Origin of the sequence: Rubripirellula amarantea (assembly GCF_007859865.1) — a bacterium.
In the GTDB taxonomy this organism is placed as follows: domain Bacteria; phylum Planctomycetota; class Planctomycetia; order Pirellulales; family Pirellulaceae; genus Rubripirellula; species Rubripirellula amarantea.
This window is the reverse complement of record NZ_SJPI01000001.1, coordinates 1,153,352-1,169,646: the sequence shown is the minus strand read 5'-3', so window position 1 is coordinate 1,169,646 and position 16,295 is coordinate 1,153,352. Positions and strand designations below refer to the sequence as shown.

Annotated in this window: 9 protein-coding genes; 4 read left to right on the top strand and 5 right to left on the bottom strand. The window is 53.1% G+C overall.

Annotated features, from left to right (window positions below; all coding sequences use genetic code 11):
- The first annotated feature begins 14 nt into the window (after positions 1-14).
- The 3 genes from Pla22_RS04185 (at position 15) to Pla22_RS04175 (ending at position 4,363) form a co-directional block, all read left to right on the top strand.
- Entirely contained in the window at positions 15-2,075 is a 2,061-nt protein-coding gene (locus Pla22_RS04185; RefSeq protein ID WP_146513495.1) for a PTS sugar transporter subunit IIA, read from the top strand.
- Positions 2,076-2,110: 35 nt separating this feature from the next.
- Complete coding sequence (kdsB, locus tag Pla22_RS04180; protein WP_146513494.1) at positions 2,111-2,863, top strand: 3-deoxy-manno-octulosonate cytidylyltransferase; 753 nt, start codon at positions 2,111-2,113, stop codon at positions 2,861-2,863.
- A 129-nt stretch (positions 2,864-2,992) separates the two neighbouring features.
- On the top strand, positions 2,993-4,363 hold the full coding sequence (locus Pla22_RS04175; protein WP_146513493.1) for a glycoside hydrolase 5 family protein: 1,371 nt from the start codon (positions 2,993-2,995) through the stop codon (positions 4,361-4,363).
- A gap of 24 nt (positions 4,364-4,387) precedes the next feature.
- Here Pla22_RS04175 and Pla22_RS04170 read toward each other — a convergent pair whose 3' ends face one another.
- The 5 genes from Pla22_RS04170 to Pla22_RS04150 form a co-directional block, all read right to left on the bottom strand.
- Positions 4,388-6,268, bottom strand: coding sequence for an ArnT family glycosyltransferase (locus Pla22_RS04170; protein WP_146513492.1), 1,881 nt, complete (start codon positions 6,266-6,268; stop codon positions 4,388-4,390).
- A complete protein-coding gene (locus Pla22_RS04165; RefSeq protein WP_146513491.1) occupies positions 6,189-7,088 on the bottom strand; it encodes a polyprenol monophosphomannose synthase in 900 nt (299 codons plus the stop codon). The genes Pla22_RS04170 and Pla22_RS04165 overlap by 80 nt, the downstream gene beginning before the upstream one ends.
- Before the next feature lie 251 nt (positions 7,089-7,339).
- Positions 7,340-8,839 carry a DUF1501 domain-containing protein gene (locus Pla22_RS04160; protein ID WP_242631784.1) on the bottom strand — a complete coding sequence of 500 codons (1,500 nt, stop codon included), beginning with the start codon at positions 8,837-8,839 and terminating at the stop codon, positions 7,340-7,342.
- Positions 8,836-10,899, bottom strand: coding sequence for a serine protease (locus tag Pla22_RS04155; RefSeq protein ID WP_146513490.1), 2,064 nt, complete (start codon positions 10,897-10,899; stop codon positions 8,836-8,838). The genes Pla22_RS04160 and Pla22_RS04155 overlap by 4 nt, the downstream gene beginning before the upstream one ends.
- A 16-nt stretch (positions 10,900-10,915) precedes the next feature.
- The gene (locus Pla22_RS04150) at positions 10,916-13,105 is read right to left on the bottom strand and encodes a DUF1549 and DUF1553 domain-containing protein (RefSeq protein WP_207310291.1); all 2,190 of its coding nucleotides are present in this window, start codon (positions 13,103-13,105) and stop codon (positions 10,916-10,918) included.
- A 303-nt stretch (positions 13,106-13,408) separates the two neighbouring features.
- Here Pla22_RS04150 and Pla22_RS04145 point away from each other — a divergent pair, with 303 nt between their 5' ends.
- The gene (locus tag Pla22_RS04145) at positions 13,409-16,156 is read left to right on the top strand and encodes a WD40 domain-containing protein (RefSeq protein WP_146513488.1); all 2,748 of its coding nucleotides are present in this window, start codon (positions 13,409-13,411) and stop codon (positions 16,154-16,156) included.
- Positions 16,157-16,295 lie beyond the last annotated feature (139 nt).

Here is a 16,295-nt window from a genome sequence, read left to right as displayed (position 1 = left end):
TTTGAATTCTCGTCGTGAAATTTCTCTTTCAATCCATCGCCGAAGGTAGCTGCTTACTCAACCTCGAAGCCGGAGACATGCGTGAAATTATCTCGCAGGCGGTTGACTTCCTCGTCCAAACAGGCCGGCTGACCGAGAAACTTCGCAATCCGGTCGTTGACGGCATCCTAGAGCGAGAGCGTGCGGTTCCTACCGTGATCGGTCACGCCTGCGCGGTTCCTCACTTCTACGATGATGCCATCGAAGCTCCGGCTATGGTTTTCATTCGATTGAAGCGAGCCGTCAATTTGGGCGCACCCGATGGCATCGCAACGCGGTACGTGTTTGTGATGATCGGCGATCGATCGAAAACGACTCAGCATCTCGATTCGTTGTCCACGATAGCTCGACTGATGTCGGACAACGTTTTTCACTTTGAAACAACCTACGCAAAGACTCAGCAAGACGTGCTCGATGCCATGGAACGGCACGTCAACCGAAATGTTCTGGCCACCGCGCCGAAACCTCGCAAAGTCAGCGAAGGGCTGCAGGCACCGCCGAAACTTTTCGCCGGCTTGATGGCGGACATACGACGTCGTTTGCCTCACTACATTGATGATTTCAAATCAGGGTTTCGAGCAAAGTCAGTTGCCTCAATCGTGTTCATGTTCTTTGCCTGTTTAGCGCCCGCGGTCACGTTTGGTGGCTTCATGGGGCTTGAAACAGGCGGTGCGATTGGCGCACCCGAGATGTTATTGGCGACTTCGGTTTGTGGACTGCTTTACGCCTTATTCGCCGGTAGCCCGCTGATCATTTTGGGCGGGATAGGACCGTTGTTGATTTTCACCATCATTCTGTTTCAACTTTGCAAGGACTTGGGCTACGCCGATCAGTTCCTCGGCGTCTATGGTTGGGTGGGATTGTGGACGTCCTTGATGACGGTCTTGTTGGCGGTCACCGGCGCTAGCAACCTGATGAAGTACTTCACGCGGTTTACCGATGAAATTTTTTCCGCATTGATGTCGTTAATTTTCATCTACAAAGCAGTTGAAGCTTTGTTGGTTGAATTTCATGCCAGCGACGTGGAGCAGGGCGGTTCGCACGAGAAAGCATTGTTAGCTTTGGTGTTAGCAGTCGGCACGTTCTACATCGCCATGACTCTGGCGGGATTTCGCAACAGTAAGTACCTGCTTCCGTGGATTCGAGAGTTCTTAGCAGACTTTGGGCCTTCGATTGCTCTTTGTGCGATGATCTATGTGGCTTGGTCGCTGGGAGGCATCGACACGCTTGAAACACTAAAGGTAAGTGGGTCAGCAGATGCTGCATCACGAAGTTCGTGGGTGGTTGATCTTTGGAGCGTACCGGTTTGGATCAAGTTTGCCGCCGCGGGACCGGCAGCTCTTGCAACCGTGCTGGTGTTCTTGTCACAAAATATCACGGCGAGGTTGGTCAACAGCCACGAGAATAAGCTTGTCAAAGGCGAAGCCTATCATTTGGATTTGGCGGTTGTCGGTGGGCTAATAGGACTTTCAAGCCTATTTGGTTGGCCTTGGATGGTGGCGGCAACGGTGCGGTCTCTGGCCCACGTGCGAGCGTTGTCAACGTTCCAAGAAGTCGTTAGTAAGAGCCAGCGACGAGAGGAAATCATTCACGTCGCAGAAAACCGCGTAACGGGAATTGCGATCCATGTTTTGATCGGTGGAACGTTGCTAGTGTTGCCCCTGCTTGAATACGTTCCCATGGCTACGCTTTACGGTATTTTCCTGTTCATGGGATTCGTTTCCCTTCGTGGCATTCAGTTCATCGAACGCATCGGTTTTTTATTGATGGATTCAAAGTTGTATCCCATCAATCACTACACGCGTCGGGTGCCGACGCGAACGATCAATCTTTTCACGATGATTCAGTTTGTTTGCCTAGTGGTACTTTGCCTGGTGAATGTCGCACCTTATCAACCGTTGCGGATTCTGTTCCCGGTTTTCATTGCTCTATTGGTCCCAATTCGGTTTTTGCTGGATCGCTTCTTCGACAAGGATCATTTGGCATTCCTGGATGCTGACGAGGTCCCCGAAGAAGAAGGTTCGCATTGGATGTAAGGAATGATGAAAGCAATATGGAGAGAGAAACAACAATGTCTGCTTTGATTGTGATTCCCGCGCGTCTTGCATCATCTCGTTTGCCTGAGAAGTTGCTGCAGAAAGTTGGTGGCAAATCAGTCCTTCACCATACTTACGTGCAAGCAACCCAAAGTCGCGTTGCTCAAGGTGTGGTCGTGGCTGTGGATCACCAACGGCTTGCCGACGAAGTCGAACAATTCGGCGGAAAGTGGATCATGACTAGCGAGAGCTGCGCCAGCGGAACCGACCGAATTGCTGAAGTGGCTGCCGCAATGCCAGATGTCGATGTCTTTGTGAATGTTCAAGGCGATGAACCCGAGATCGATCCGGCGACAATTGATGCTGTGGCCCAGTTGTTACTTTCTGATTCGCAAGCCGACATGGCAACTGTGGGAGTTCCATTGCGAAACGCTGATGCACTAGCAGATCCCAACCAAGTAAAGATCGTAATGGGCACCGGCGGTCGGGCGGTCACGTTCAGTCGTGCGGCGGTGCCGTTCGCGCGCGATGGCGTGAGCGATGAATTGCTGAACGCTGAGCCACCGATATTTTGGCATCATGTCGGCTTGTATGCCTACCGACGCGAGTTCCTGGATTGGTTTTGTTCACAGCCGCCTAGCCCGTTAGAAACAACTGAGAAATTAGAGCAGCTACGGGCGATCGAGGCGGGAAAGCGGATTGTTGTTACCCGAGTAGAATCGAATGCTGCGGGGATCGACACGTCAACGGATCTGGAAGCGTTTCGCGTTCGCTTCGCCAATGCATGATCGTTCCAATGCATGATCGTTCAAACCTTTCGGGGTAGCGAATAGGACGTTCACTGCTCACCGGTCAAAGTGGTTATAAATACAGGTTGATTCTTCATTGGCCTAGTCTCTTCGAAAGCTTGTGACCCTATGTTTCGACGCTACCAATCGTTGTCGTTTGTCCTGTTCATGTTTCTGGTTGCGACCGGACTTTCAACGTCTACCTGGGGGCAAGATGCAAGGCCTCAAACGACGCCTGCTACCGAGTCGAGAGTCCCGCCGGCGAAACCGTTGTTTCGCGATTTCATGGGGATCAATGGGCACACGGTCAACTTCAAGCCGGAACTATATCGACCGGTCGCGAGATTAGTTCGCGACTATCATCCGATCGATTGGGATCTCGGAGACGATACGGCTTACCCAGTCGAGTTTCCATTTGCACGAAATGGAGTGAATTGGGAATCCGTCTACGGTTCATGGAAAGAGCATGGCATCGAGATTGATGCATGCTTGATGTTCTCGTCAATTGCACCAGACCGTTGGAAGAACTTGCAGGCCGACGCTGAACGATATGGAAGTGAGTTCGCCAAGAACTTTGGGCCGTCTTCAAAACGCAACTTAGTGTCCACTGTCGAGATCGGAAACGAGCCCGGGAACTATGATCATGACACGTACATCGAAGTCTTTCGCAGCATGGCCAAGGGAGTGCGGAAAGCAGATCCCCAAATGAAGATCGCGACTTGTAATGTCTACGCGGACGAGGGGGGAGACTACCACAAACCCGCCGATCGCTTTCTTGGTCTTGATGAGCTTTACGACGTGCTAAGCATTCATTCCTACGCAATGATCAGCTCTTGGCCCAAGTGGGAACGATCGTATCCCGAAGACCAACGCTTCCCAGGATTCATTCGCGATATTGATCGCTTAATCGAATGGCGAAATAACAAGGCGCCCGACAAAGAGGTTTGGTTGACGGAGTTCGGATACGACAGTTCAACCAAGAAGCCGACCAAAGATGATGAGTTTGCCCAGTGGGAGGGCAGTTCTGATACGCAGCAAGCTCAATGGCTAGTTCGCTCATACTTTCTGTTTGCAACTCGCGACTTGCAACGCGCTTACATCTATTTCTTTAACGATGAAGATGTTCCCAAGCTCCACAACGCTTCGGGATTGACTCGTCACTACCAACCCAAACCGTCGTACTTCGCGGTTTCGCATTTGCTTCAGACACTAGGCGACTACCGGTTTTCGCGGGTCGTCCAGCGGCAGGTTGATCAATCTTGCGTCTACGAATTCGCCCACGAAACGGATCCAAATCAAGCAGTCTGGGTGGCCTGGTCACCAACGGGCGTGGATCGAAAGAGCGAAGTCGAAGTGGATTTAGACAGTTGGCAAATCGAACGTGGTGAGCAAATGCCAATGGCGGATGAGACGCCTGATACCGTGACGGTCACGCGTGAAGGTGAAAAGGTCGTACTGCCGATCAGCGAATCACCCAGCTACTTTTGGCTAAAACGCTAGCGTGGCAAAATCCATCGGCGAGCGTTAGTAAGATCTGCCCCTTGCGCCGTTTCGTTGCGACCGCAGTTCTGCGATGTACTCGGCATCCCAAACGCACTTGGCAATTGTGACCTGACGGTCCCGACTCGATTTCTTACTGCGTTTGCAATTGATAGTTTTGATCGTTTCGAGCCGAACGCCGTGTGGAATCTCAATTTTACGGTTCGGATTAAAACAGACGTAAGTGACTTCGCAATCAAGGTCATCAGCAGGCTTTATATCTGCGACAATCGGTATCTCATCTCGGTAGTGAAGGGCGAAAAGGTGGTCCACCAGCCCAACACTCACTAACGGTTGGTCGGCAGGGATGCTTTGTTTGATTTCAGCGATCACTGCTCGAGTGTCATTGGTGTCCACAAGTGTTCGCCGAGTAATGATGCCCACGTGGATTACTCCAACGCCAATCACAGTCGCAATGACAGCCACTCGAAATTGAGAGGCTTGAGCGGTCTTCATGGTCCGAAGCAGCGTGACGGCGACCGCCGACAGCATTGCCACCAATAAAAGTCGATGCAGCGTTTCGGGCACAATGGCGTCGATGCCGGTGAGTTTTGATCCAAACCCTATCAGCCCCGCACCAACAATCATCGCAACCGCAAACCCGACTTGATAGCGCTGCCATGCTGCCGTGTATAGCCAGTTCGAAAAGCGAGAACTCCATCGTTCGTGACGCAAGTCGATTTGAAGAACGGAGTCCTGAAGTACTTTTTCTGTCGCGATTGCAATCAGGATTGCAAGGAGCGGATAGAGCGGCATGTAGTATCGTCCATGGGCGCCTGGAGTGAACCAAACCGAGGGGAACGTGATCACAATAGCTGCAATGGCAAGCGATAACGGTTCGCGGAATCGTCCAGCACCCTTCCAGAATCGTGGCATCAACAAGATCGGTAAGAGAAGCGACCAGGGTAGCATGCAAACGAATACTTCGAGTGGGAACTGAATCAAGTGTTCCGCCCAAGTCATCCAAGTTTGGTCGTTAAACCGAATTGCGACGTCGTTGTGATACATCGCAATCGTGTTCTGAAGACCAGTCATCCAAAGGTACGGTACGTTCCAAGCGTTCCAAATCGCCAGGAAGCTGAGGATGCCAACGAAGTGCGCCCAGGTGAACAAGCTCCGCCATTGTCCCATGGCAACAACGTACAAGAAGACTGAAGCAACGAAATAGACCGGGGCTTGGTACCCCTTGGCCAACATCCCGGCAGCGGCGAGCGAGTAGCCAGCGGCCCAAACAACCTTGGGTGACCAGTTCGCGGTCCAACCCCAGTGCCAAATCAAGATCGAGCCGGCGACCACCAGTGTGTACATGGACTCGGTTTCGCCGAGGTAACCTAATTCGAGCACCTGTCCCATCGTCGCGTACGCTAGGCACGCCAACATCGCAGGCCCAGTCCCCATCCAACGCCGGCAATACGCGTAGATCAAGCCAACGGTCATCAGCAATGCGATCACGCTAGGCAGTCGAATCGCCAAACGATTGATGTCTCCGGTGATAAAGCTAGTTCCGGCAATGATCCAGTTTTGAAGCGGAGGACGGCTAAGGAAGATCGTGCCCTGCTGTCGAGGAACGATCCAATCGCCAGTGCGAATCATTTCTGCGGCGACCAATCCCCGTCGCGCTTCTTCACCTCGCAAGCCGTGTTGATTGATTCGGGTTCCGTGGATCCAGAGTGTCAGGATCAAGGAGATCCAAAACGTTGCTTCAAGCCAAACGCGAACTCGAGGAGGGGCTTGCGGTTCAATGGCATGGTCGTTCATCCTTTGAGATTCCATTTCTTTCATGGCCTCATGCAGCGTGACGACGCGACTGGAGATGATCAGGGGCAGCAACCGCATCACGCGAATGCACGCCTTCCGTGGAGTCATAACTCGGCGAGATGTCTTCGCTGCTCGCGGAACCTGTCTGAATAGTCGGGTTCGGTAAGAAGGCCAGACGTCCGAGTGATGGGTACTTATGCCGGAACAAGCAAACCAAATGTTTCACATAGTTGAGTTGTTCTTGTAAGGTCAACTTGCTCTCGCCATGAATGCGATTGGAGAAACGAATGGGGACCTCGACCACATGATTGAGATCGCACTTCACCATCAATTCCAAGCCGATTTTGTAACCTATGGGGTTCAGCAGCGATTCCGATCGAATGAAGTCTCTCCGATGCATTGCGAAGAATCCGGCCATGGGGTCCGAAGCCGAGGTAAACGGTCGAGCTGCAAGCGTGGCCAGCCGAGAATTTAGCCAACGCAAGAATCCCCAGTCATCGGTGGTGCTGCCGCCTTCAACGTAGCGGCTTCCAATCACAAAATCGGTGCACTCGTTCTGCTGAGTCAGAGCTTCATACAGTGCTGGAATCCGTTCGGGCGGATGGGACAGGTCTGCGTCCATCACGCATATCGTTTCGCCTTTGGATTTTTTCATTCCCAACACAACGGCACTGGAAAGCCCGCGGTCGTGCTTGCGAACGTACAGACGGATGGGAAGAGATTTTCCGTATCGCATGCAGACGAATTCGGTTCCATCGTCACTGTTGTCGTCCACGACCACGACTTCTGCTCGCAGACCAGACTCATTGAGAGTTTGGTCGAGTCGTTGAAACAACTTGGGTAAGTTCTCAGCCTCGCAGTACGTTGGTACAACGATTGACAATTCACATTGAGATTGTGAATCTGGTTGAGGAAACTCATGTATCATCTTTGTGTCCTCCGTGACACGGCACCCAAAGGGGTTCTTAAGCGTCGTTGCGTTATCTCAACGCAATGGCTCACGCTTGGTTGACTTTCGGAATGCTATTGACCAATGGGTGTGCCGCGCAATTCTTTGCCGACGAGTGATCCCCCCAAAAGATACGCAGAACCTTGCCGGCGACGAAAGTTCAGTTTTATTGCGTGAAACACGCGTTACTCGAGCTTTTTCGACTCATTGTTGCGTGGGGAAATCACTGGTTAGGACCCAACGCTGCCCATCAATTCTTTGATGGGGCGACCGTGGTCAACGATCGGGGTAGGGCGACCATTGAAATTCTTGATGAAGACATTGCTCGAATCGATCCCCAAGTGATGGTAGATCGTGGCCAGGAAATCCCCGGGGCCGCAATGGCGCTCAATCACGTCTTCACCTCGCTTATCGGTGGCTCCGATAAAACGTCCTGTTTCAATACCGCCACCCGCCCATAGATTGGAGAATGCTCGAGGCCAATGTTCACGGCCGGGTTGTTTAGTGCCCGCTGCCGCCGACGCGTTTCCTGCTCCCGTGCTTGGTTGATAGTTGATCTTTGGAGTGCGACCGAATTCACCGGTCACTACCACAAGGATTTCCTTATCCAAGCCTCGTTCGTAGATATCTTCGATCAAAGCCGACACGGCTTGGTCATAAGCAGCGGCCCGAAATCGCATTGCGTCAAAGATGTGGTGATTGACTGCGTGGTCGTCCCAATTTTGAACGCGTCCGCAAAGCGGTCCTCGAAGGCTACTTGTCAGGACTTCCACTCCGGCTTCGGCCAAGCGACGAGCCATTAACAATTGTTGTCCCCATGTGTTGCGACCGTAACGGTCTCGCGTCTCATCGGATTCTTGAGTCAGGTCAAATGCGTCTTTCGTTTTGGGATTGGTCAGTAGAGTCATGGCCTGCGATTCAAATTCATCCAACGCGCCCATCTCGCCGGTTTGATCAACGGCTCGCGAAAGCGTGTCAAGTTCAGCTCGCAGGTCCACTCGGCGGCGTAGTCGATCGATCTGCGAAGCGTCCGACAAGCCGATGTTGGGAACAACGAACTGGGGATTGTTGGGATCACCGTTGACGGAAAAAGGGGCGTAGGCATCGCCGAGATAGGCTGGACCGTTGTATTGCACCGGAGGGTTGATTCCCACATAGCGAGGCAAAGGATTGTCGCGAGGTCCGTCTTGTGAATGCAGGTAGTTGGCTACTGACATCCAATCGGGGAGCTTCGGTTTGGGTTTGTCTCGCGTGTCCGGATCGCCTGAGAGCAATTGCATCGAGCCGGCTGGATGTCCCGGAGCAGTTTGATGCATGCTCCGCAAGATCGTGAACTTGTCCGCGATCGCCGCCTGTTTGGGCAGCAGTTCGGTGAAGTTGAGGCCTGGGACCTTCGTCGGAATCACGCCGAACGGGCCACGGTACTCTGATCCTGAATCTGGTTTGGGATCATAGGTGTCAAGATGAGAGCATCCACCGGGTTTCCAAACCATGATGACCGCGCGCTTTCGCTTGGTTTGGTTTGGTTCGTTGGCTCGCAATCGCAACAACCCAGGCAAGCTAAGAGAGGCGCATCCGGCAAGGCCCATTTTCATGAAGCTGCGACGACCACTTCTCGCGTAGCGCGCGGATGTATGCGCCACTATCGAGTTCGCATCAGGATGGCTTAAGCCGAGGTCCGGGCCGGGGCAGTGGATCGAACGACCTTGGTAGTTTGTATGCGAGTTCATTGAGGGTCTCCCGCGAGTACTCGAATAGCGATCGGTTGAGAAACAAAAAGATCGACCGTGTCGACCGGTTTGTCTGGGGTCTGTTTGGACGCGTACTTCGCTACCGCGCCGCCGTAGAACGCAATGGCGTAGTCACCGGGAGGCGTCTTAAGCTTGGCGAGGTCCAGTTCAACATTGGTGACATCGTCGGCGATCGTGAGGTCAAAAGTTGGGTTGGATTCGAATCCAGTCCCCATCGTTTTCATAAGCATGCTTGCGCCGGAGAATTCTCCCGCTCGCAAATGAACGACCGGAACGGTGATTTTCTCACCCGCCTTAACCTCCAATACGTCGTCGGACTTGGGTGCCAACACCAAAGGAGAAATTTCGGCTTCGCCAACTGATACGGGAATGTCTGCCATCAACCGTGGGCTTGGAACTTCGGAGCTATGGTCTTTGATTGGCCACGCAAGTGAAGCGATTCGTCCTTGGCGTGTGATCTTCCTGCCATCGACTTCTGCTTCCCCGGTAAAAGTTGCCACCGTATTGCCGACGGGGGCGTCCGGCATTGCCGTGATTAGCAAGTGTCCCCGAGATTGACCTGCAGGTATGCGCAGGCCGTCCGCGCGAACGCCGTCTGGCAAATCGTCGAGACGAATGTCTATTGGTCCGTCGAATCCGTCACGGCGAATCGCAATCACTTCAAACGGGATCGTCGTGCCCGGACGCAAGGCAACGGGTTTAGACAACGCGTTTCGGTCGCCGTTGCGAAGTTCCATATGCATAGCCCACGTGACGACTGCAAAATCTGGTTGAGCTTGCCGGATGACGAGTCGATACTTGTTTCGCTCGTCACTACGAGTCCCGCCAAAAAGATCCACTAGTTGCAAGTGATAAGTGCCATCCTCGGGAACTTCGAACTTCCCAAGTACATCCGATGACCCCGCGTTATAGGGTGGCCCATCGTAGGTGTAGAAATTTGACGATCGCTTGATAGGGCTGTCGATATCCGCTAGCTCAGCAACGTCCACAAAGGCCACTTGTGAGTCCGCAGTTTCTTCAGTGGCAACGACTCGTTGGACCAACACACTCGCATTGGTGGGACGCCCCAGTCGTTCAGATGCGACCTCGACCCACCATGTTTGGCCTTTCTTAGCTACGAACTCAAATCGGTCTACGTCGGCGGCTGGATAAAAGCTGCCAGAGATGTCGCATGGGATCGTAATTCGCTGCGGTTGGGTAAGACTGTCGTTGGGTTCTGCCTCTTGGCTAGATGCTTGTTCTGCAAGACCGTCCGGTGGCCAGGAAAATTCACCTACCGCTTGGGTGCGAGGCGTAGCTTCTGGCAAACCGCCTTCCTCTAGTTCCTCGACTCGAAGCCGAAAAAAGAAGAAGGGACCTCCTCGAAACGTAAGGTCGTGTACCTTGACCAAATAGTTCGCAGATGTGGGTGCGGTGAAATCGATGTAATCGCCTCGACGCTGAGCCACTAAGTCATTTCCCTGCGAGTCGGCGATGATAAGCACTGGGGTGAGCTTGGAATCAATTCCTGCTGACGAGCAGTCCACGATGATCCGTTGACCTTTTTCGACATGAATCCGATAGTGGTTAATGTTGCGTTCATTTGCATAGGCGTTGCAAACGCTGTTGATTGGTAATTCCACCGCAGAATCGATAGTCGTCGAAGTTTCAGTTTGGACGATCTCTTTCAAATGGCCTACCGAGAACGCACGTGCCGTCGACACTCCATAAGGTGTTAGGACACGAGCATCATGTACGCCTAATGGGCAGTCTTCGGAAATGGTCACCGTAAACTGGTTCGCGATGACGGCACCTTCGGCATCGGTTTTTGCGACCGCTGTGATTCCGCTATGCGAAAACAGCAAAGCGGTGCTGTCTTCGAGCAACTCACCACTGATGGTGACATCAACGGTGGTCCCTGCTTCGCCTCCCATCGGCATCGTTGTCAAGAGACGCGGAGCCGGCAAGCCGACCGATTGAGCGAAGCATTGCGATGATAAGTATGCAGCTATTAAACCAGCAGCAAGACAAGCTACTCCACATCTTCGTGACTGACGCATGGGATTGAGCCTCCGCCTAATGATTGAATAAGAATTCTTTGGAGTTGATGATCGCCCAGATCAAGTCTTCCATATTCTCACGATACGTATTGCCGTCAGAGATTGGCTTTCCATCGGCATCGATCTTCGCATTGGTAAGGTAAGTAACGGCCGTAGCTAGTTCTTCATTCTTGACCTCGCGTGAAAATGCGATTCGGTAAAGTTCTCGAACTTGATCCTCGGCTGGTGTCGGTGGTTCAGCGTTATGAGCTTTCACGAATGAAGCTGCGCGACCGTTCGGATCGCCGATCTTTGAACGAATTTCGTTGGCGTTTAGAAAGTGCAGGCTTTGGGCAAGGCTGGCGGATTGCACTCGCTCGCACTCACAAACACTAGTTGCTTCTGGACGACCGAATGTCCGCAAGAACTCCGAAGATTTGTTGTAGCTGTTATCAGGAAGAGCGATCGCGCGAGTGCCAAGTGGAAGGTTGGCAAAGTCCGTGCGAGTGGCGGTCACATCGTTGATTGCATCGAGCATTACCTCGGCCTGCAATCGTTGCGGGTAATGCCAAGAGTAATTTTGGCGGTCTGCCAAGTTGTCTGAAGTAGGCAGTGAACTGAGTTGGTAAGTCTTTGAAGTAGTGATCGCTCGAACTAACGACTTCAGGTCAAAACCACTGTCAACAAAATGCTGTTCTAACGCTTCCAGAAGTTCGGGGTTGGTAGGTGGATTGGTGTCGCGAATATCGTCTTCCGGTTCGACTAGGCCTCGTCCCACAAAGTGTTTCCAATAACGATTGACGAGGGCTTTGGCAAAAAATGGATTGTCGGCGTCAGCCATCCAGTCTGCTAATCGCAATCGAGGGTCTTCATCAGGTGGAATTTGTCCGACGCTATCGCCCAAGGCCAATGGTCGAATTAACTGACCAGACTTAATGTTCTTTGCTTGGGCGATTCCTCGATCGTGAAAGATCAAATCTTCCCCATAGACATCAGAGGGCTTCCGTCCTATCTGAGTGAAGAACGCCGACAATGCGTAGTAGTCATCCTGGCTCCACCTTTCAAAAGGATGATGATGGCATTGGGCGCACTGCACTCGCACGCCAAGAAATAGCTGGGCTACGTCCTCGATTTGCTGGTTGGGTTCTTTCACTCTCTTGTACCAGGCGACCGCAGGGTTTGCGTCGACGGTCCCGGTAGCAGCGAGTAGTTCACGAACGATTTCATCGTAGGGGCGATTGGCGAGCAGGCTATCGCGAATCCATGCATGGAAAGCAAAGTTCGATTTGATGTCGCTTACTTCATCGCGTCGATTCTTCAGCAGCGATGTCCATTTGTTCGCGAATGTATCGGCGTATCCAGGGCTTTCAAGTAGTTCGTCAATGAACTCGGCTCGACGATCATCGCTTGAGTTCGCATGGAATGCCTGTCGTTGCGATAGCGTCGGCAAGCGGCCTGCGATGTCCAAGGTAACGCGACGCAAGAATGTGTCGTCGTCACAAATGGGTGAGGCTGGTATGCCAAGTGTTTCCAGGTTTCTAAAGACAAGACGATCGATGAAGTGATCCGAAGGCGGGAACTCACTTGTCGCTTGCGCCCTTGGTATTGCAGCAGAGTACACCGCCATTTTTCCTTGGAAGCGAACCATGACGGACGCCTTCCCAGGAATGTCTTCGGCGTGAACCAACCCCGCAGGTGAACACTCGATGAGGGCCGGGTCGTTGGTTTCGTAGATAGCGAGCGAAGTGACGTCTCGTTGGGTTTGGTCTGAGTATCGAGCGATTGCGGTTAGTTGCGTTTCGCTGTTGCGTTCCAATACACCGCTGGCCGGATGAGCCTCAATCGAAACGAGCTCGGGTGCATCAGGGGGATCGCGAGGTGCTCCTTGAGAAATCCAGGATCGCAACACTTGGTAGTGTTCTGAATCGACTGCCATGCGCACTCCGCCACCGTGCGCCATGTGTCCGCTTGCTTTAAGTAATAGCAAGCTTTGATCGGGAGCCGCAGGGGAGACGCGTCGCCCACGAGCTTCCCAGACCAAATGGTCGTAGTCTTCGTCAGGTTCGAAACCGAAAAGTGATAACTGGAAGCCGTTCTGACCTCCTCCGGCTTTCGCATGGCAGGTGCCTGTGTTGCATCCAAGCTTGGTCAACACCGGAACGACATCGTTTTTAAAGCTGACCGGGCCGGTTGTTTCCAGCATCGAAGTTTCAGATGACGGCGACATGGCCGAGGTGTTGGCCGTGCAGATAACCGCACTGCTTAGCCAGACCAACGTGAATGTCGTCACGCGTCTAAGGTCACGACAGGATCGCACCAAACACACCATGGGAAGGGAAGGGCAGTGGGGAGGGAGGGGATTGCCGGGATGGCAAAGGCGGGAATCTGATTCTGCATCAGAGTGTCCAAGCGTAACGTATCGCGTCGGCCAAGTCCAACTTTAGGTTTTGTTAACAGCCGTAGATCGCGATTTTGGGGCTATGATGTCACGCTGGCACTGCCGCCCCCGCCTGCCCGCGAGCCCACCATCATGAGCATTCAACGCCTGATTCTTCTCGGTATTCTCTTGGTTTTTCCGGTTTGTGGCGTCTTCGTCTTGATCGCCACAGCCAACGATGTCAGTTCGGAAACGTCGGATTCAACGAAGCATATTTCGTTTCGGGACCACGTCATGCCCATCCTGCGTCAGAACTGCTTGGCATGCCACCGCGACCAGGAAGCCGATGGGGGGCTGAGCTTGGAAACCGTTGCGGACATTATCAAAGGCGGTGATAGCGGTGCGGCCGTTGTTTCCGGTGACCCCGAGGCAAGCTTGTTGTTGGAACGCGTCACCGGACAAGACGATTCGCTTATGCCGCCAGAGGACAACACCGTCGGGGCGGTCGCGCTGACAAGTAGTCAAATCCAACTGTTGAAAGGATGGATCAACCAAGGCGCAGCAGAAGAGAGCCAACCCGCAGTCAAGATGCAATTCCAATGGCAACCGATACCGGAAACTGTGCGTTCGATTGCGAGCCTCGACATTGCACGCACTGGCTTTGTCGCCATGGCACAGGCAAACCGCGTGTTGCTTGTTGACTCCCAGACTCAACGCGAAGTCGCCCAATTGAGTGATCCAGATTTAGAAGGCGCAGTTGCAGATGTGGATTTAATTCAAGCGGTCGCCTTTTCTCCCGATGGCAATCGGCTTGCAACCGGAGGGTTCAGGACGGTTCGTGTTTGGCAGCCAAGTTATCAAGTGAGCGATGCGGCACTTGCCCCAATACAACACGCGGCTGGCTTGGTTGCCGTTTCGAAGGATCAGTCGCACCACGCACTGGTCAATGTTAATGGTGAGATAGAGGTATGGGATCTCGCAAAGTCTGAACGCCAATGCAAGTTTCGAGTGAGTGATGAAGAGGTTTCTGCGATTGAATGGCTATCCGGTGATTCGCGAGAGACGCCCGTTCTTCTTATCGTTGATTATCTCGGTGGGCTTCACCTTCGTGATGCCAATGGAAGATCAGTATCAGATAGCGTGGAGACAATGTCATCCATTCGGAAAATCGCTTTATCCGAGAACCGAGGCAAATTGGCTGTCATTCATAACTCTGGCGAAATCAGCACATTCAACATTGTGATCTCCGACGCTGACAACTCGGTAGCGATCGAGGCCGCGGCGACATCCATAGGGGATTTAAAAGACGTTACTGCGATCGCGTTCGATGAACGGGCGGATCTTTCATTGATCGTCGCAACTCAATCCGGTGGACTGCAACGCGTCATACTCAGTAGCGGTGAGGTGACTGCACTTGCGAACCCCGAATCGGTCGTTCAATCGATCGCTGTGGTGGCCGATCCACCTCGCTGGATTACGGGGGGACGAAGTGGCAAGACTCAGGTTTGGAATGCCACCGATGGAAAACTATTGCAGACTCTTTCGGCACGCGGGGAAGATGTGTTTGAAATTGAGTCCGCCCAGCGAGCTGCGGAACGTCAAGAAATATCGCATCAGCACGCAACCGATGAGCTAGCTGGGTTGGAAAAACGGGTGGTGTCGGAATCTGCTGCTGCAGCCGAGCTAAGCAAGCAACTCGATACGGCGACCCAAGAACTTGATAGTGAAATGTCTAAAGAGCTCCCGACGGCAGACCAGGAGCTAAGCAAAGCGAACGAGTTGCGAAAGCAGAAGCACGCTGTCGTGGATCAGCTCAAAACCGCAATCGCGTCTGCGGAATCAGCAAAGCAGCGACTAGAAGATCAAGTCGAGAATCTAAAGAAGCGCGTTCAAGTCGTCTCGCTTCGGTCTCGTGCTTTGAGGCAACGAGTTTCTGAGCTTCAGACACGATCCGACGCTGCGGCTAGCGCTGTGGCTTCCCTTGCCGGAGTACCCAATTCTACCAAGATCGCAGTCATGCACGCCGATGGAGCCGTTCGAATCATGGATGTTGCGAATCCTGATTCGCATGCCATGGTGCTTCCGTCATCGGCTGATCTGAAAGTGGCGAGCTCAAAATCGAAGCTTTGTTTTTTACGTGGTCAAGTTATTTGCGCTTCACCACGCACCTCACCACGGATATCGCGAGTTGACGCTAAGTGGGAACTGCAGCGAGTGATAGGTGGCGTTAATCTTCAAGTGATTGCAGATCGTGTGACGTCGCTGGAATTTCATCCCGATGGTCGACGGCTCGCGATCGGCGGTGGTCGGTCAAGTCGCAGCGGCGAAATCAAACTGGTTGATGTCGAAACCGGTGAAATTCTAGAGCAAGAGATGCACTCGCATTCGGACACCGTGATGGGATTGGCGTTCTCGCCGGACGGGCGGGTGCTCGCGTCCGCCTCCGCTGACGAAACCATTGGCCTGTCGGAAGTCTCCACGGGCAAGACGCTTCGGGTTTTGGAAGGACACACTCGACATGTATTGGCGATTGATTGGCACGACGATGGACGGTCCCTTGTATCGGCCAGTGCGGATCAAACCGTTCGAGTTTGGGATGCGGGCAGCGGCGAAACGACCCGCAAGATTGAAGGATTCCCCCATGAACTGACGAGCGTCAAATTCGTGGGTAAGACAAACCAGTTCGCCGTAGCGTGCGGTAGCGGCGAGGTCCGGTTGTGCGATTCGGCCAACGGTCGAACAGTGCGAAGCTTCAACGCAGGGGACAAGTTCCTTTTGAGTGTTGCCGTGGACTCGAACCTTCAACGAATCGTGGCTGGGGCAAGCGATGGCGACGCCCCAACATGGAACGTTGGCACGGGAGCCGAAACTGGCAGCTTGTTAGAAGGCGAATTGAAGTGATCCGGATCGAAGCCAATGCGTTGCCCAAAGGTGTCGGCACATGATGGATGAAACTCGTGCTGTGAGTGTGAAGGCGTCACATTCGGTTTCGTTCTGGATTCAGGGCGTTGCTGTTCCGAAATACCGCTGATGAAGCTAC